The 17,946-nt window shown below is 49.0% G+C and carries 18 protein-coding genes and 1 pseudogene; 17 read left to right on the top strand and 2 right to left on the bottom strand.

Features of this window, described 5'->3' with window-relative positions:
- Both MD535_RS22415 and MD535_RS22410 read right to left on the bottom strand, forming a co-directional pair.
- Positions 1-447: pseudogene (locus tag MD535_RS22415) on the bottom strand (hypothetical protein); the annotation flags it as partial.
- Positions 448-868: 421 nt separating this feature from the next.
- Positions 869-1,510, bottom strand: coding sequence for a helix-turn-helix domain-containing protein (locus MD535_RS22410; protein WP_265677356.1), 642 nt, complete (start codon positions 1,508-1,510; stop codon positions 869-871).
- Between the two features lie 911 nt (positions 1,511-2,421).
- Here MD535_RS22410 and MD535_RS22405 point away from each other — a divergent pair.
- From MD535_RS22405 to MD535_RS22325, 17 genes are all read left to right on the top strand, one after another.
- The gene (locus MD535_RS22405; RefSeq protein ID WP_265677355.1) at positions 2,422-2,868 is read left to right on the top strand and encodes a hypothetical protein; all 447 of its coding nucleotides are present in this window, start codon (positions 2,422-2,424) and stop codon (positions 2,866-2,868) included.
- 28 nt (positions 2,869-2,896) lie between these two features.
- Complete coding sequence (locus MD535_RS22400) at positions 2,897-3,241, top strand: hypothetical protein (protein WP_265677352.1); 345 nt, start codon at positions 2,897-2,899, stop codon at positions 3,239-3,241.
- Positions 3,238-3,543 carry a hypothetical protein gene (locus MD535_RS22395; protein ID WP_265677351.1) on the top strand — a complete coding sequence of 102 codons (306 nt, stop codon included), beginning with the start codon at positions 3,238-3,240 and terminating at the stop codon, positions 3,541-3,543. Before MD535_RS22400 ends, MD535_RS22395 begins: the two co-directional genes overlap by 4 nt.
- Before the next feature lies 1 nt (position 3,544).
- A complete protein-coding gene (locus MD535_RS22390) occupies positions 3,545-6,040 on the top strand; it encodes a VirB4 family type IV secretion system protein (protein WP_265677348.1) in 2,496 nt (831 codons plus the stop codon).
- Between the two features lie 26 nt (positions 6,041-6,066).
- Positions 6,067-6,876, top strand: a complete 810-nt coding sequence (locus MD535_RS22385; RefSeq protein ID WP_265677347.1) for a hypothetical protein — start codon at positions 6,067-6,069, stop codon at positions 6,874-6,876.
- A complete protein-coding gene (locus tag MD535_RS22380) occupies positions 6,873-7,802 on the top strand; it encodes a hypothetical protein (protein WP_265677345.1) in 930 nt (309 codons plus the stop codon). Before MD535_RS22385 ends, MD535_RS22380 begins: the two co-directional genes overlap by 4 nt.
- 12 nt (positions 7,803-7,814) lie before the next feature.
- Positions 7,815-8,534: a VirB8/TrbF family protein gene (locus tag MD535_RS22375; protein ID WP_265677344.1), complete on the top strand. Its 720-nt coding sequence runs from the start codon at positions 7,815-7,817 to the stop codon at positions 8,532-8,534.
- A gap of 33 nt (positions 8,535-8,567) precedes the next feature.
- Positions 8,568-9,416: a TrbG/VirB9 family P-type conjugative transfer protein gene (locus MD535_RS22370; RefSeq protein WP_265677343.1), complete on the top strand. Its 849-nt coding sequence runs from the start codon at positions 8,568-8,570 to the stop codon at positions 9,414-9,416.
- Between the two features lie 137 nt (positions 9,417-9,553).
- On the top strand, positions 9,554-10,660 hold the full coding sequence (locus MD535_RS22365; protein WP_265677342.1) for a TrbI/VirB10 family protein: 1,107 nt from the start codon (positions 9,554-9,556) through the stop codon (positions 10,658-10,660).
- A gap of 140 nt (positions 10,661-10,800) precedes the next feature.
- Complete coding sequence (locus MD535_RS22360; protein ID WP_265677341.1) at positions 10,801-11,028, top strand: hypothetical protein; 228 nt, start codon at positions 10,801-10,803, stop codon at positions 11,026-11,028.
- Positions 11,028-11,774 (top strand): hypothetical protein, encoded by a 747-nt coding sequence (locus MD535_RS22355; protein WP_265677340.1) that lies wholly within the window; start codon positions 11,028-11,030, stop codon positions 11,772-11,774. The genes MD535_RS22360 and MD535_RS22355 overlap by 1 nt, the downstream gene beginning before the upstream one ends.
- A gap of 20 nt (positions 11,775-11,794) precedes the next feature.
- A complete protein-coding gene (locus MD535_RS22350; RefSeq protein ID WP_265677339.1) occupies positions 11,795-13,249 on the top strand; it encodes a type II secretion system protein GspD in 1,455 nt (484 codons plus the stop codon).
- Positions 13,250-13,258: 9 nt separating this feature from the next.
- Positions 13,259-13,414: a hypothetical protein gene (locus MD535_RS22345; protein WP_265677338.1), complete on the top strand. Its 156-nt coding sequence runs from the start codon at positions 13,259-13,261 to the stop codon at positions 13,412-13,414.
- A 26-nt stretch (positions 13,415-13,440) separates the two neighbouring features.
- The gene (locus MD535_RS22340) at positions 13,441-14,670 is read left to right on the top strand and encodes a hypothetical protein (protein ID WP_265677336.1); all 1,230 of its coding nucleotides are present in this window, start codon (positions 13,441-13,443) and stop codon (positions 14,668-14,670) included.
- The gene (locus tag MD535_RS22335) at positions 14,642-15,340 is read left to right on the top strand and encodes a hypothetical protein (protein WP_265677335.1); all 699 of its coding nucleotides are present in this window, start codon (positions 14,642-14,644) and stop codon (positions 15,338-15,340) included. Before MD535_RS22340 ends, MD535_RS22335 begins: the two co-directional genes overlap by 29 nt.
- Entirely contained in the window at positions 15,327-16,943 is a 1,617-nt protein-coding gene (locus MD535_RS22330) for a GspE/PulE family protein (RefSeq protein WP_265677334.1), read from the top strand. The genes MD535_RS22335 and MD535_RS22330 overlap by 14 nt, the downstream gene beginning before the upstream one ends.
- Positions 16,903-17,913 carry a type II secretion system F family protein gene (locus tag MD535_RS22325; RefSeq protein ID WP_265677333.1) on the top strand — a complete coding sequence of 337 codons (1,011 nt, stop codon included), beginning with the start codon at positions 16,903-16,905 and terminating at the stop codon, positions 17,911-17,913. Before MD535_RS22330 ends, MD535_RS22325 begins: the two co-directional genes overlap by 41 nt.
- Positions 17,914-17,946 lie beyond the last annotated feature (33 nt).

The following is a 17,946-nucleotide window of genomic DNA, read 5'->3' as shown; positions in this document are numbered from 1 at the left end:
TTCTTCCTGGAGGAAGTCATAACTGATGGTATCAAAATGAGCTTTGTTGGCTTCACCAACACGACCACCGATTAAATCCGTATAAGGAAGCATTGTGGCCATAACTCTGGCAATCAAGCGACGACACTGGATGTTATTGACCGCTTGGCCATCATTGGTTTGTAGCGACGGGAAACGTTTAGGGTTATCAATGAACTCTTCACAAGCTTTAAGGATATAAGCGTACTCATAAGGAAGATTCTTACATTCTCCACTACGGTTAATGCGCTTTGCTTTGAAGCCAATTTCGACAGATGAGCCCGGCTTGCGAGCATGTTCGGCATCAAGAACCGTTTGATGCATGTCAACCAGCTCGCGTTTACGCGCCTTACGGGAAGCTCGATATTGCTTATCGTAAGCCTTACGCTGTTGAGCTTTAGTTAGAGAAGCGTCTTCAGATAAGAACATTTGACACATCCCTGTCACACAAAGCGCTAGATACTCTCAATCCTAAGAGTCTAGAAGGGCTTAAGTAACGGGTTTTGTGTCTAGAATGTATCGTACTGATACATTGATATTGATGAGTCATACTTTGATTCCACAAGGTTTCTAAGATTGTTTGGGTTGGTAAGCCAAACAGTAGAACTCCAATCTACAGAAGATCTCTTTAAAGATCAAATACAAATTTTAGATACAAAAAAACCGCTCACTTGTGGGAGAACGGCTTTTTGCGAATGCTGTTTAGTCAAGGTACCACCCTTGACACATTCTACTCAATCTAATCCACTACACAAAAAACTCTGTATAGACAATAGCGCTTAGTGTAATGCACTAGCTTTGATGAGTTGGCTAAATTATCCTTCATTTACCCTACAATTTCAATTTGTTTTTACGTTAAATCAACTGAAAACCATACCACTCGACCAAGTATAAATATACTTACATTCATACTTTTTTCAAATTCATGATGAGAAATGCGTTCAACATCGTCATGCGACTCTAAAGACCTCACAAGGTAACCTTGAATTGAAATAGTTATTGATTTTACATGTATTTGGTTATGTATTTTTATTAGGTAAATCCCATCATGAGGGACAGTATGCATTGATAAATCTGCGATAAAAACATGTTTAATAACTTTGTGCTTCGTAAGTGTTATTAATGGATTAGCATTTTGCTCAAAGCAAATAAGCCTACTGTTTTTATTAGTTTTCTTTGAGGCATTTCTAGGCATTGAGTAAAAGTCATCAACCGATAGCACATTAAAATGTGGATCTAACAAACTGGAAATATCTCTCAACATGGGAATTGCTACGCCGTCGAAGTTAATCTTCGTTTCATCAATTAACAACTCTACAGGCATGTCTAAAACTGACGATAGCTTTTTCAAAATACTAACATCAGGTCTTGAAATCCCTCTTTCCCAACCTGAAACCGTCTGTGGTTTAACCCCTAACATATTAGCTAATTGCGTCTGATTAATTCCCTTTCCAGTTCTAGAGCTTTTTATCTTTTTGCCTATATCTTTCATTTATTTTGCACTTTTTCTCCTATATGTCACAAAGTGGTTACAATTCACACTTGTATGTGCCTTAAAGCCTCTGTAATATCAACTCTGACACATGCTGTTCAAAAACTCAGCATTGCATTCAAGCACTGTTCTTCTGAATGCACCGTTCTTTAACAACCAATGCCACGGCAGATAGTCCGCCGCAACCGTCTCGTTGGATAACGACACGACACTGCATAGGGACATCAACGAGGAAGCCACATGAACATTCATGGAAAAAATATTTCTCAATCACGCCCTGTCAAGGCTGGGTGCGGAAATGCCTGAACCGCTTCAAGTGTAAGGCACTAAATTTCAAAGAGATTTTCATTATGACAGGGAAAGTACGTTGTTATTATCCAAAGGATGAACACCGCTCGCTCTGCGCAAGAGCTCCCAGAAGAAAAGTAGAACGTGCCGTTTGTTCTAATGTGGACACACTCCACCTAAAGACAATGGGCTTGTGCTCTACGTCACAACAATCTGACTCATTTAAAGTCGTTCTTGAGAAAGAATTGCTCATTCTGGGTGATATGTAGCACGTTCTTATCTACGGATTTTTGTACCTGGAATTTGAAAAAACACCATTGGCATTGGTCACACCAGAACCATTTCATTCATGACATCTCGCCACATGTGGCGCAGCATCTCCCATATAACTATTTGGGAAGCATGCATGGCATCGACAACGTTGTCACGACCTCGATAAACCTACGAGAATAAGGGTTATCGCGGCTTTTGGCATACTCGAAAGGAAAACTCTTATGGCACAAATTTCTCATTTAAAACACAGTAATCCATGTGGTGGCTGTGCTTTGAACGCTTGTACTCGTCAATTTGGCATATCAAATCTGACTTTGGTGCGCTCCTCAAGCTAGAGGAGACGGCATCGAATGAAAACATCACATCGACCACCGCTTTATGTCATCCAAACCTTGGCTGACCTGGAGCAATACCTCAAACGACCTTGTGTTGAAGCGCATCTTTTTTGTTATTTTCAAAAAGAAGCCATGCACCACCATCACTTGGTGACACTGAAAGAGAAAAAGGTAAAAAGCGTGAGTTTCGCAAACGCTCACACCATCTACCCTTATCATCCGTTTACTCACCTTAACGATGCTCGTTCGAGGGACCCACACCGAAAAGGACTATGCATGAAAAACTCATTAAGCGAATTTGCCGCTATGTGTCGAAACTATGGCATGAGCATTTCTTTTGATAACAATGATCTCAGCTTAAAAGAGAAAGAACAGATCCTTTCTCAAATCGTGGAGACGCTAGACATGGAGCCTGAATCCGCCGAAAGCTTTATCGTCAATGTTTTAAGCCGATGCTCTTGAAGGCACCATCCACACTAGGGAACTAACGATGAACCCCAAACTCAAACGGCATCGAACGTTAGACAATACGACCACCGTCCTAGGGCTTCCTGTCGAACTGTTCGCAATGGTCGTACTCTTCGCCAGCTTTGGTATCGGACTTTTCATTTACTTAGCCGGATGGCTCACGGGACTGATACTGTCTTTGGTGTATGTCGCTATCCTCTTTGTACCGCTTAACGCGATTCACAAAGATGACCTTCACGCTTGGAGGTTATGGATGGATATTCTTAACCACACCGAACTTGGCACACAGCACACACTACCGAAAGACATTCGCATTATCACTCCAAGGGGAACACGCCCTTTAACACAATGGACACCATCACTATGATTCGTTTACTTACTTTGCCACTGATGTGGCTATTAAGCGCACCTGCCTTTGCTCGCGTATCACTTGGCACCAGTACAGGGCCGTTTGGCCAAGTCGTCGCTTTCTTTCAAGCCATCGTTGATTTTCTGGGCGGACCTGGCACCTTATTTGTCGTCTTTATGGCACTGTGCTGCGGTATTGCGCTTTGGGTCTTTATGCCAAAGCAAGCAGGCAGTGCGCTCGGTTGGGTATTTCGTGGCTGCATTGGCGCCATCGCGCTCTTTAGCATTGGCACCGTGATCACTTGGATACAGAGTTTTTAATATGACCGCACTCAATACCGTTATCCCGACGGTGGCGAGTATCAATGAAGGCGTTCTGACTGACACTGGCGACCTACTTGGCGTGTTATCGCTCTCTGGCATAGAACCTAGACTCAATGCCAAGCAAAAAACCGTCATTACCTTATTGCTTCGCCATATTCTTCAACGGCTCCCTTTTGAAGTCACACTCAGTCAATATTACCTCCATTTTGATTCGCCACCATTACACTTTAAACCCAGAGCGCACCCTAGAGCCGCACTACTCTCAACACGCCGCGCACAATTTTTAAATCAGGAGCGTCACCTTAACCAAAGCGAGCTCTATTGGGCGGTCTCCATTCCTCCTCACGTGCGCTTTAATGATTGGGGACGTGGTTTTTTCACCCTGTGTTTAAGCGCCATTGTGGACAGCGACAAACGCGCGCAGCTGCTCCAAGCTCTTTCTTACCGTGGTTGTACGCTACTTGAAGAAAACGCGCTGTTGGCGCAGCTTGAAACCCTTGATGATACGTTAGCCGGTCTCGATATCGGACTGGGCTTTAAAAGCCTTCAAAACCACCGGCTCTCTACCGGCAACGTTTATGCGTTGCAGCGCATGTTAATCGAACTCAATCCAGAAAGATTATCGCGCGCTAACGCTACGGCCCCAAATAGGCATTGGGACCATTTACTCGCGAATGTGACTGTCACCCCCATCTTGCATCAAGGTATTCACACCTTAAAGATTGAAGGCGAAAAAGTGGTCTACGCACGCATCGCGTCAATCACAGGGTGCGGCCATGATGCCCTGCCAGAAGCTGCCTTTGTGTCTGGACTCAACCCCGTGATGGAAAAAGGCAATTACCTGCTGCTTTCCAGATTCAGTCCGCTTAGCCGCGCACAAAAGCGTCAAATGATTGCCGATAAAGAGGGAGCGCTTTACCGCTCACAACTCTCCTTCATGGATTTGGTCACCGGTCAGTCAGGGGCTTTGGATGTGCGCAAAAAACTCGAAGCCAATCCGGCGTTAAACAGGGCTTTGAAAGCCTTAGAAGCCATCTCAAACGATGATGACCATTACGGACATTACAGCAGTATGCTCGTGGTGTTTGAGTCTTCTCCAGAGGCATTAAAGGCGAGTGTCAAACGTCTGAGTAATGTCATGGAAAACTCAGACTTCCAATTGCTGTGGGAAAATGTCGGACTTCTGCGGGCTTACGAATCGCTCTTCCTTGGCGCACGCTCTCTGCCTTACCGGCAAAGCGTCTTAAGCACCACGCAAGCGGCGGCCTTATCACTCTTTTTCCGTTCCAGCTCCGGCGTTCCAACTTGGATGCATGGTCTGAAACAAGAAGAAGCGATTTACGTATTTGAAACCGACGATGGCGTCCCCTTCCACTTCACGCCTTTTGTCGGTGAAAAGTGCCTTATCGCTTGTGTGGGTCCAACCCGAAGCGGGAAAACCTTCTTAAAGCTGTGTATCGCCAGTCACTTCTTTAAGCTCGGTGGGCAATATTGTGCGCTCGATGTCGATGCAGGCTCCGAGCCCGCCGCGCGATTTTTTGGAGACGACGGGGCCATTTTCCGCTTAGATAATGCGCAGACCACTCAAGGCTTTAACCCGTTTGAGCTGTGCACCGGCGGTGATGATGACCACTTTTCCAGACACATCACGCACCTGATATTACTCATGCTTGAAAAAAACGAATCCCCAGAGCTTCGAGTGCTCACTGCCAGTGAACAAGACGAGCTCAGCCATGCGATTCGCCTCACCATGAGCGCAGCGCCACCTCTTAACACCTTGTCGGCGTTATTGGGACAATGCGGCCCTGGCTTGAACAAAAAACTCGCGCAGTTTAAGCGAGGCGGTAAATACGGCAATCTGTTTGATAACGATGTGGACGCTATTGGCGCCTTAGATAAACCGTTCTCGGTCTACAACATTCAAGGTGTCAAAGACGATAAAACCCTCAGCGCGCTGGTCAATACGGAAGTGTTCTTTCGCACCGTCAGACTGTTTGAACATCCAGACTATCGAGAAAAAGCCAAGTTCCTGGATGTCGATGAGTGCCAATACATCTTAGCCCAGCCAGGTGCCGCTGAGTTTTTAATTGCCAAAGCCAGAACCTGGTTCAAACACGGAGGCGGCATGGGCTTTTGGACGCAATCCCCCAAACACTATCACGATTTGGAAGAATGGGATGTCCTTAGAAGCGCTTGCACCACGTTCCTCTTTATGGCCGATGGAGAAATGGATAAAGACGCCTATCAATCCGCGTTTCCTTTTCTGACCGATGAAGACTGTGAGGTCATTTTAGGGCTAAAACGAAACCAACAAGCCTATATCCTTCAACCTGAACTTGGCATTAAGACCGTTATCAACCTCTTTGTGGAAAAAGAGCAATACGTCATTGCGACGTCCACCGCCCATGAAGCGGCTATCGCCAATCGCGTCTTTGCCACTGAGCCTGATATCGATAAAGCCATTGATAGCATCATTGACACGCTTGACCTTTAACCTTAACCCCCGAAAAAGGAGCCGTTATGCGAACGTCGCACCGCCTTTCCTTGACCCTACTGACACTCAGTATTCATCTGGCCACACAGCCTCTACCCGTCAAAGCCTCTGGTTTCCCCGTGGTAGACGTGGCCAACTTACTTCAATCCGTTGTGCAATACACGCAGATACTCAAAGATTATGAGCAAATGCTGGCGCAAACCGGACTCAACATCAATCAGCTCACGACGCTCCTCGATCAATACACGCAAACCATGAGAGAGTATCAAGTACTTCTCAATCAGGTGAGCGCCCTTGAGCGTAAATTAGAGCGCCGTGACTATCCAGGGCTTCATCGAGATATTAATCAGCTTTACGAGGATCACCTTAAAGAAGACACGCCCAATCAGCCTGTCGCCAGCACTCAGCGCTACGCCAGTGTGCCAGATAAACATCAAGTAAATTCACTGTCTGAGCGCGCGATTGGGGCAACGCCCAGCCACCTTAATCAAGCGTATCGTTTAGCCAGTGACAGCCACACCAGTGCCAGTGAACGGGATTACTATCGCCGCTCTAACGCTCAAATTCGCGCAGATATCGCCCACCTTGATGAACAAAGGCTGGGTTTAGGCTCCCAAAGCGAACTGGCGACATTGCAGCTTATTGTGGAGCAAAATCAAATCCTCATGGAACAAATTGCCAACCTCAACGAGATGCAGCTGTCCTCTATGAGTTACAGCAACCAGTTTGAGCAGCAATCCGCACACGCCGTGCTCTCGGCTAAAGTCGCTCAATTGAAGAAAATAGACGCGGTGAAAGCGCAAGGCATCTCCATTGATGAGCGAGTGTACCGATGAATAACAGTCTTTTTCTCAACGAGTTTTTTGCGACCGTCAGTGCTTTTATTGACCAATTATCGGCGCACCCTGACTGGGCGTTTTTCATTCGCGCCTTGTTAGTCACCCTTGTGGTTATCGTGTTCTTTACCGAAGTGGCCAAGTTCATGCTAACCGGACTGGACGCCCCCTCCATCGTGCAATCGTGCTTGATGGTCATGGCGACACTCTTACTTTGGGCCAATTACGATACCGTGTTTTCAATTTCACACGCCTTTTTTGATGAAGTGGGCCTTATCATGCTTGATGTCGGCACCGGCAATCGAGACGGTTTTTTCCTATCAAAGTATTTTTTTCATGCCATCAATCAAATTTACATCGAAGATCTGTCCATTTTCCAAATGACCATGGGCACCGCCGTCATTGCCATATTGTGGGAGTTATCGACCGCGATTTTGCAGCTTTTAATGTGGTTGGTCGGGGCGTGGGGAGTCTTGCTCGTCGCATTGGCAAAAATGATTGGTCCGTTATTTGTGCCTTTGCTCGCCCACCCTGCTACTCGTCCCTTTTTTGATGGTTGGTTTCGTTTCACTTTAGGGGCGTTGATGTTGCTGATTTTACTTCGCGCTTCTGGCGTTATCGCCGCCATTGCTTTTAAAGCCCAACTGACCGCCTCTAAGCTATTAGACTGTGGCTCTGGTTTGGATTTCTCAGGATGTCGGCAAGACAATCCAACACTGAGCGCCGCCTTTACTGATGATGTGACCCATATTGGTGCCACTGACATGCTCATCATGATAGTGCTGTGCATGATTTTAATTCTCAGCGTCCTTGGTATCACTAAAGAATTGGTTGGGGGCGTCGCTTCCCCAAGTAAAGCTCTGAATCGAGGCGCGGGGAAAATGGCCGCCAAAATTGCCACCAAATTGATGGGAAGCCCAGTATAAAGGAGACTAGCAATGACCCCTTCCCCTTTAACGCCAACCGCCACTGAACCGGTGGAAGAAGAAAACATCGTCAACCCTCACGCTCTATTACGCAGTGAACGTAACCGACTCTATATCTTGTGTGTCGTATTAGCACTTTCGGTCTGCCTGGCGTTGGCGTTTTGCTTTTTTGCCTTTCAAAAAGCGCAAAATAATAAAGAGCTGATTTACGTGAAGCTAGCGCCGAATGGCGCTTGGTCTGTGGTGGATTATCAACCTGACGATTCTCAGCTCTACTTCAAAACCACCATTGATGCGCTGCTCACCCGCTTTGCTATCAGTCGTTATGGAGTCACACCGGCCACCATTGCTGATGACTGGGCAGAAGCCAAAGTGCTCATGGCGCCGGCTATGGCGACCCATTTTGTGTCACCAAACGGGTTTAATGCCATTGAAAAAGCCGCAAAGCTTGCCAAGAGTCGAGATAACATCACTATCCATGTTCGTAATATTGAGCACTACGATCAAGTCACGGCCACGGATTTATCAGGACAAACACACACTCAAATACGCAGTAATGTGTATTTCTCGCGCGAACGCGCAGGAAGCCAAACCACGGAATCGCTCGTCCTCAGCCTTCAGTGGCAATTGATGGACAAAGCGTCCCTTTCTGAACAAAGCATGAGCTTTCTCAGACTCAACCCCATCGGTATCCAAATTACCGACGCCCAACTCAATGTAGAGCGCCAATAACCCCGCGCTCAACTGACCCTACAAGGAAACTTTATGCGCTTATCCTATACACAATGGGGGGCACTGTGCTGCCTGCTTGCCGCGGGCGCAAGCCATGCGGCCACCTGCACCCCCGTCAAATATCGCCCTAACCATGTCATTGAGGTGTCGTCTGCGCTCAGCGTTGGCACCCGCGTCTCTTTACCTGGCAATTTGCTCACTACGCCCACCACCTCCAATGGCTTGCTCTGGGATGTCGATGCCATGCCTGGTACGAACAGCATTTTGATCAAGCCCAACTCAAAGCTTGATGAAGGCGAGAGAGCGGCCGTTTATGCGTATACCGACGATGGCCGCATCTATGACATTGTGGCGCGGCGCGTCCCAATAAACAAAGCCAGCCCTTGCGTCGTGGTTTCAGGAGAAAACCACTATTACTCTGAATCGCAAAAGCAAGCGTTGGGTCAGTTTATTTCCACGAAAAGACTGTCAGAAGGCGGACAATCCGCTCGCATAGCGCAGCTGCAAACGGCATTGAGTGAACAAACGGCCAAAACAGAGCAAAGTCGCAAACAGGCTGTGGTCGAGGCACTGAAAAAGTATCGTTATCGCATTTATACCCGCTATCAGTGGGATGAAGGCAAAGCTTTTGTTGGTCAAAACACCATTTCCGATGTGTATGACGATGGTCAATTTACCTACATACGTCTGGCTAACCCCAATCGCGGTATCTTGAGTGTGGAAACCCAGATTGGCGGTAAAAACGCGGTGGCCCCAGTGAAGTACGAAGATGCCTACGCCATGTACCGCGTCACCGGCATTTACCCCAGTTTCACTCTACGTATTGACGATGTCACGCTCAGCGTCACAAGAAGCGACAATCAAACACGGGGGAACCTATGAGTGAAGTCCGCCCAACAGACCGAAAGAAATTAGGATTAACGCTTGGCGCCGCATTCGGGGTCATTGCCTTGCTCTTTCTGGTGCTCATGCTGACCCAAAACCCACCCTCGCCCGTGGCAAAAGTCAATGACACCACCGTGTCCCAGCAAAAGCGCTCATCGCCACAAGACTTTACACAGGCCGTCAACGATATCACGACGCCGCGTGAGCAAGCCAAAGATACGGATGAAGTCTTAGCCAATATCGAGCCGGAGCACACGCCGGTATCTAGCCAGGCATTTCCTGTGGTCCTTGACCCTTTTGAGCAGGCAAAACAGCAGCATGAGGTCGAAGAGCTCAGCCGAGCGTTAAGCGCACTGAAAACGCGCTGGGTAGGCGGTGAACCAATACAGTCCCACAACATCAAAGCGTCTCAAACGTCTCCTTCATTTCACACCCGCCAGGTCGGTGATGAAGTGCGCTCCAGTGATGAGCAGCGAGAGATGATTGCTAAGCGCATTCAAGAAGCCGAAGCGCTCAAAGCGCAGATATTACGAGGCGACTATACCCCCGAAGCGCTCACCCAAAAAACGGCTGAGCTAAACTCTCTCTCAAAGCGCTTTGACACACCGCCAACCAACATTGCGGGTTTTACTGAGGAGAATGCCTATAACGCCAGCATTGAAGGCAAATTAAAAATCCCCGTCGGCACCATTATCCCAGCCGTCACCATGATGAAAACCAACAGTGACCATCCAGGTACGTTTAAAGCAGTGGTCTCTCAAGACATTTTTGATGTGGATTTGGAATACGTCCTGATACCAAAAGGCTCAGAAGTGATTTTGAAGTCCGTCACCATCAGCAATGTCAATGAAGTCATCAACCGCCGAATGGGATTGACCGTGCCTTGGGTGGTTCTTCCTAACGGCAACCGCGTCGATTTATCCAAATCATCCGGGCTTGACCGTGAAGGGATTGGCGCCGTGGGAGACCAAGTCGATCGGCATTATCTGGCCCAGTTCTTTGGGGTCGCCGCCTACGCGCTTCTGGCCTCTAGTACCAGTTGGGAAGGCACCGGTGAAACCGACCAAAGTTACACTAGCGCGATATCTTCCAGTCTAAGAAATCAAGCCGCTCCCATTGCTCAAAAATATTTGGCTCTCAAACCCACGGTCACCATTCGTGCTGGCCAAAGCATCAATGTCATGGTGGAAGACGATATTTATCTCACGCCCTGGCGCTATCTCTACGAGGAGTATCTTTAATGACCATCAAACCTCTCCTGCTCAGTACGCTTTTAGTATTGAGTTCATTGTCCACCTCAAGCCTTGCCGCACCGCGACTAGAGCCGGTGGATACGCTCTCTGTCAGCGTTCGAACTGTCTGGCCGGTGGAGGCCACTTCGGTGAAAGACGCCATCATTTGGATAACCGAGCCTCTGGGCTATACGCTCATCACCGACTTCCCGGCCCCTCCTAGTGCGGTGGAAGTCCTAGCCCAGCCCATCCCTGCGGCAGCAAAGCTGCATCGCACCATGCCTGTGCTGGATGCGATTCAAATTTTAATTGGACTCGATAACACCATCGTTGTCGATAAAACCCACCGTCTTATTACTGTACAGAGAGGCAGCTAATGAAACTTGCATTCCGCTCGACGTTGTTATTGTGTGTCCCCCTTGTGGTTATCGGCTGCGCGACGCCGTCCTATGAAGGGCAAGGCGAATACTTTGAACTCACCAGACGCAATGTCATTGAGCGAGACTTATCCCCGTTTAAAGAGACGCAAATACGACAAACCGAGGGCGCCACCCTCGCCGTCACCCCAAAAGCCCCTCAAAAGGCAACAGCCCCCACTGGTAAACGTTATATCGTGCGCAATGGTGAAACCTATCGCGACGGCTTAAGGCGCTGGCTCAAATCCGAAGGCTACGACAACATCGCATGGAACCTCTCAAGCAAAGCTGAGCTCGCTCTGGCCCAAACCGCCCCCCACGTATTTAACCGCCAAGGCACTTTAAAAACGGCCATCACCTTACTCTCTGGCGAATTAGACACACCGATACGTCTGACGGTTAACCATAAAGCCAAGGTCGCCGGCATTTATGACTTTGAAGATTTACCGCTCATTACCCACGTCAAAGGGGGCTCTCTCAAGCAAGTGCTTCGAGATGTCGTGCTGCATTACGGCTATCGCTGGGTAGAGGGTGATGATAGCGCTCGAAGCTACCTCGCCAAGCGAGACTACCAATTTGGCGCAGACTACTACTTATTAACCACTGAAAATGACATCGACGGGGCGCTCACCGCCATCCTTGATGCTTACCCTGTCAAAGCGCAAATCTTAGCCTCCACAGGGCAAGTATTCATCGTCGAAGATTAAGCCACACAAGGAAATTCCCAATGACTTTTTTCAAAAAAGCCGCCCTGTATCCAGGGTTGCTCCTTAGCGTGCTGCTTGCAGGCTGTGCCTCTGAGGATTATCACGCCAACCTTAAGGCCAATGACGCCATTCATCAAGAAATCACCCAACTCTCGACGGTGCCAGACGTATCAAAAGTCTCACACATTACCAAACCGCCAATCGCCATCGTGCCGATAGAGGAGAAATTAGAGCAGCGATACCTTGATGAAACCATCACCGTTAATGTCTCTGATATGCCCCTTTCTGTGGTCTTAGAAGATATGATGGCAGGAACGGGGGTCCCTATCTGGTTATCGGAAGAGGTCAGCCCCAACAAGAAAGTCACGCTCAACTTTTCAGCCTCTCGCCAAGCGGTGTTAAACCTGCTCTCCAGAGAAACCGGATACGGTATTCAAGCCACGCCTGAACGTCTTGAAATCACTCGATACTTAACCGAAACCTTCACGCTGAACTTACCGTCTGGCAAAGTCACCGGACAACTTGGCTCTCAAGGCAACACATCCGGCGAAGACAGCTCTCGCGTTGAAGGCCAATATCTTAACATTGAGTATGACGGCGTAGAAATCGTCAATGAGATTGCGCTAGCGGTGCAAAACCTACTCGGCGGTGAGGAGGTCGCCAAACATTTGGTGTCCACTTCCAAAGCGCTGTCCAGCATCACCGTCAAAGCGACACCGGACCAAATGGCCTCGGTCAGACGCTTAATAAACCAATACCAATCCATGTTAGAAAAACAGGTCAGTCTCGATATTCGCGTTATTGAGTTTCGCTCTAACCTTGGCACTGAGCGCGGCATTGACTGGAACATTGTCAAAGAGACCTCAAACGGTGCCCTTCAATTTTTTGTCCCTGGCACCAATACGATATCAGAAGGTACCGGATATGGATTGGCCTTTACCGGCAGCGGGGCATGGAATGGGACGGAAACCTTCATTAAGGTGCTGGAAAAACAAGGCAGTGTCGCAACCCAAACGCCTATTACGGCACTCATGCTCTCCAATCAACCGGCTCGTGTCGTACAAGAGCGCGAAGTGCCCTATCTCTATGATGTCTCCAGTGAGTCCAGTGAAGGCGTCGTGAGTGCCAGCGTGACTCGCGAAAAAGAGATGGAAGGCGTGGATATGATGATTAATGCCAACGTGCAACAAGACCACGTTTGGCTTCGCATTTCAGGGCAGCTTCGGAAAATTGTTCGTGAAGAAACGGAATCGGTTGAAAACCTCAATTTAAAATTCCTTACCGTGGAAAAAAGTGAAATCACCTTTGCCAACAAATTGAGATACGGCCAGACCATGGTGATTGCTTCGGTCAAGCAAACGTCCACCACGGCGGAGCAAACCAAAAACTTCTGGACCTCGCTCTTTGGTGGCACCGGTTCTAAATCTGACACGACCGAAACCCTCGTTCTGCTTACCCCTCGTAAAACGCAATAAGGAGATAAAATGAAAATTGTCTTTTATTCCGTGTTGTTAACCCTTGCGTTAGCAGGATGCACCTCCACTCAAGCGCCTTCAAAGACCGATGAGAAGCTTGACACCATTCATCTGGATTTACTTCGAATTCATGAGGCGATACTCAATCAATCGCCCCATCAATAACCGACAATAAACCAAGGATTTTTCCTATGAGAAACCCAGATAAGCCTTGGGTACTCCCACACTTAAGCGTGGCACGTACTCGGGCTGAACTCTTGCGTCTCAAAAAACGCCATCGCGCCCCTTTTCATCGCTCGGTAAAACATACCGATGGATATCATTTTTATCACAGCCATGAGCCTAATGCGCTCTGCGTCGGAGAAGGGATAAAAGAGGATATTCTGTCCGAGCTTCATCATTTGGGCCTTGCTGACTCTATAGCGCCTTTTCTTTACCTCGAACACTTAGGGGAAGAGCAATGGTACGCCGTTAAGCTACACCCTGGCAGCGCCCTTACCGTCGTCAAAGAGTGGCTAGGGTCATGGAGTGAAGTGGATAATGCCTTGGCGTTTGACTGGCACCAAGGGACACCGGTGTTGACATCAAGTTTGCCAGCGTTGTCCTCACGCCTTGAAGCGGTTCACGAACCCATTGTGATTAGCCAGCCAGACATCGACGAAAAAGCGTGCGAGCTCGGCAAAGCTACATCCATCTCCATGACACTTGCGGCCAGCGGTGCGCTGTTGATATTAGGAAGCCTGGCCTTATGGCATTTTTCAACCGCAACGTCACCACCGCCACCGCCCGTACCACCCAGTGCTTATGAGCTGCGAATGCAGGCGTACCAAACGGAAGTAAAACCCAGTGATGCACTGCGTACCCTTTCTGGTGTATTGGCCTACTTACCGTTTCTACCCGACGGATTAACGCCTGACAGTATTACTCTGTCTCCCGTCAATGCGACATGGAATGTCACGCTCATCAAAGCGTCCACCCTGCAACACCGGTTGTGGGAAGCGTTCGCAGAGCGCCATTCAAACTTCGCCCAGTACGCTCACCTTAGCGATGACACCATTCGCCTCGTCATTCCTATTAAGACGCACAACACCGAGCGCATTTATGACATCAGTGGGTTTCAAGCCCCACTGAGGCACACACTTGAACGCATGGGGTACACCATTAAAGAACGTCAGCAGAAGGCCGCGCCACTGACGGTCACCGAGTGGGAACTCGACACCGACCGTTTCTTCGAAACACTCCCTGTCTTAATCGAGCTGACAGACAGCCCTGCCCTGTCACTGACTCACTTTGAGATGGATAGCAGCGCACTGCTCTCGCTCACCACAAAGACACACTCTGGCGAAACGCAGCCCGCTTCGCTCACGTTAACTTTACAAGGAACCCTTGACCATGAAGACAAAGGCCCCCTTAACCACTAAACAAAAAAGCTTACTGGCCCTGTTTGCTTTGCTGCTCCTTGCCACGGGCACAACCATTGCTTGGGATATGCTCAATAACAAGACTCAAACGCCGCCGTCATTCACCGCAGCGTCTGATACCCCAGTGAATCTAAGACCATCGGTCCAACCTCTAGATGAGCCCCAAGACACATCATCTACCCTTGAGGCAGCGCCCGTGACCACCACGTATGCGCCAGTACCAGCGGCGCCAGCGCCATCCAAACTGATTCTGCCTCTTTCCGACAACGCTTCTGAGGCCCTGACACTGATGGAAGAAGAAGCCCTGCTACGGCTCAAAGCACGCAAACAAAGTGCTGAACGTCAGCAACTTAGCGAAGCACAGACTCTAAAAGCGCTCAAGACGCCTCAAGCCGTGGTCCAAACACAAGCCGAGCACGTGAGCGATAACCCAACCATCGCCACGAGACTTGAAGTTCGCAGCATCACCCAAACAGGGAAACGCAGCACCGCATGGCTCGCGCTTGACGATGAATTCATTCCAGCCACCGTTGGCACTCGAATTATGGATGTCACCGTTAAGGCCATCCATCGCAACAGTGTGGTACTGGAGGAAGCAGGAAAACGCACCACTCGATACCTAAAAAAACCATTACTGCCAGAAAAGGAAGTCGACGATGCAAACTCATGATGTCCTCTTGGATGAAACTCTCAAATCCATTTACTACCAACATCAAGACAGCGTATTGATAGAGCCTGGCGACATTCTGACGTGTGATTTTGACAGTCCAGCGATTGCGCTACTGGACACCTATTGCCAGGACCACTCAGAGCTTTTAAACGGTCACGTGAGCAGCGTTTCATTCGCTGAAAAAAGCGTGGTTCGAGGACTCATTGATGCCACGCGCATCGAGGAGGACCCTCAAAACATCCAAAGCAGCTCAGATGTGGCCAAGTTCATTAAGCAACTGTTTCAAAAAGCCGTCACACTGAATGCCTCTGACATTCACATTGAAGTGTACCGAAGTGAAACCAGACTGTTAGCCCGTGTGGACGGACGCCTGATTGAACTGCAAGCCCGCATTCCAGATAAAGACTACGGGATGCAGCTCTTTGGTTATCTGTTTAACGACCTCGCCACCGATACCGATGGCGATTTCTACCAACAGAACATCAATAATGGTCGAGTCCTGCTTGACCTGATGGTTCAAGATAGCCAGGCCCGAGAGACCAAAAAGCGAGAAACACGTTGGCGAGCGGCTTATGCACCTTGTAAAGATGACGGTGGAAAATGTGTTCTGCGCTGGCTCAACAAAGAAGAAACCATTCCTTCACTGGATGAGCTGGGATTAACCCACGGGCAAATTGAAGCCCTGAAAGCCTTTTTACACAGTCCTTCTGGCGCTTGCATTATTGCCGGTCAAGTCGGAAGTGGTAAATCCACGCTACTCGCCTCGTGTTTTGAAGCCATGAAAGGCACTGGGCGGGCCATGCACTCCCTTGAAGACCCGATTGAGTTTGATTTGGGCGTGCCTCAAACCTTGGTCATCAATCGTGAAAAAGACGAAGACGGTTTTTTCACCTACGCCAAAGCGCTGCTTCGCATGGACATTGATATCGAGATGCACGGCGAATTCAGGGAGCACAAAGGCGCCATGAGTGGCTGTCGAAAAGCCGAAACCGGTCAGCTGTTCTTTACCACCATTCACACCTCCAGCGCCATTGGTATCGCCCATACGCTCAATCAGCAAATGCACGTCCCACTGGCGGTTATCGCCGCACCCAACTTAATGAAGGTGTGGATTTACCAAACCTTAGTTCGTGTCCTGTGCCCTCATTGCAAGCTGACCTGGGAACAGCGCCTTGCAAAGGGCAACGCACCCGATGAGTTAGCTCGGTTAACGCAGTGGCGCTTAGAGGAAGAAGAAGCGGGTCACGATGTGTCTACGGTGCGCTATCGCAATCCTAATCGGTGTGAGCACTGCGTAGAAGGCGAGCGAGGCCGGACAGCCGTGGCAGAAATCTTACTCCTCGATGACGAAGACCGAGAGTTCATCTTAAAAGAAGATTACTTAGGCTGGCGAAAGGCGTTAGCGGCAAAAGGCTTTAAGCCCATCACCGACCACGCCAAATTAAAAATCTATCGTGGAGATATGGATATTCTCACCGCCGCCAGTCGCATTGACGGACTCAATCAACCGGATGTCAGTACATGGTATGACCACATTTTAAGCGAACAAGAGGAGCAATTTGATGACACCACTGCCACTCAAAGCCCAGCTGATGCTGTTTGACCAGCTTATTGGCCTTCATAGCGCCGGCCTTGGACAAAAAGACATCTTACTGCAATTGCAAAAGTTTGGTGGCAAGTCCGAGCAAACGGTGGCGAAGTACGCCTTAAACGAGATGGGGAAAGGACTGAGCCTCGCGCACAGCTTAAAGCCCTTTCTCTCAGAACTCGCGTTTCAAAGCCTGCTCGCCGGTGAATCCACGGGTCACCCACAGCAAGGGCTTGAAGACGCAAAGCGCGTACTCAGCACTCAAAACTTAGGGGCGTCTACCCTGATAAAAGCGATGGCCCTTCCCATCGCTATCAGTGTGATGCTACTCAGTGTTGCCGCCTTGTGCAGCACGTTTGTGTTTCCCGCCTTAGCCGAGCAAATGCCAATGCGCCGGTGGGGAAGTGTGGCTACGTTTGCGTATCAATTGGGCCTGCTGGCAAAGCAGACGCTTCCTATTTTGATACCTTTGCTTATTGCGCTGGGTATTGGCATCACCCTGGCACTGCCACGTTGGTCTGGACGGCGACAGCACCTCATTGAGCACCTGCCCCTTTTTTGGCATTACCGCTTACTGCAATCGGTCAATCTCATGACCGCACTCGGAAACCAAATCAGTGCAGGGATGGGTGTAAAAAAAGCCCTGAATCACAGCCATAAAAACGCCACCCCGTATCTCAAAGCCCATCTTGACATCATGCTCACGCGCATCAGTCAGGGCAAAACCAATATAGGAGACGTATTAAGCAGCGGCTTGCTGCGCCGCGAAGATGAAAACCTACTGAAATTAATGGGAGAGACAGGACAAACGGGCGAGGTGTTACTCAAAAGCGCCTCACTGTGTGAGGCAGCCTTCACTCGCTCACTGACCTCTCTGAGTACCAACGCTATGCGCGCCATCAAAATACTCGGTGCCATCTTAGGCAGCCTACTGATATTCGGCATTGTCACTTTGGTTTTTGATATCGCTACTCAATTTTTATAACCCCCGTTTTTATAACCCAATCGCTCAATCGAG

Origin of the sequence: Vibrio qingdaonensis (assembly GCF_026191675.1) — a bacterium.
Lineage (GTDB): Bacteria > Pseudomonadota > Gammaproteobacteria > Enterobacterales > Vibrionaceae > Vibrio > Vibrio qingdaonensis.
The sequence above is the reverse complement of the archived record's forward strand: the minus strand, read 5'-3'. Positions and strand labels throughout refer to the sequence as shown.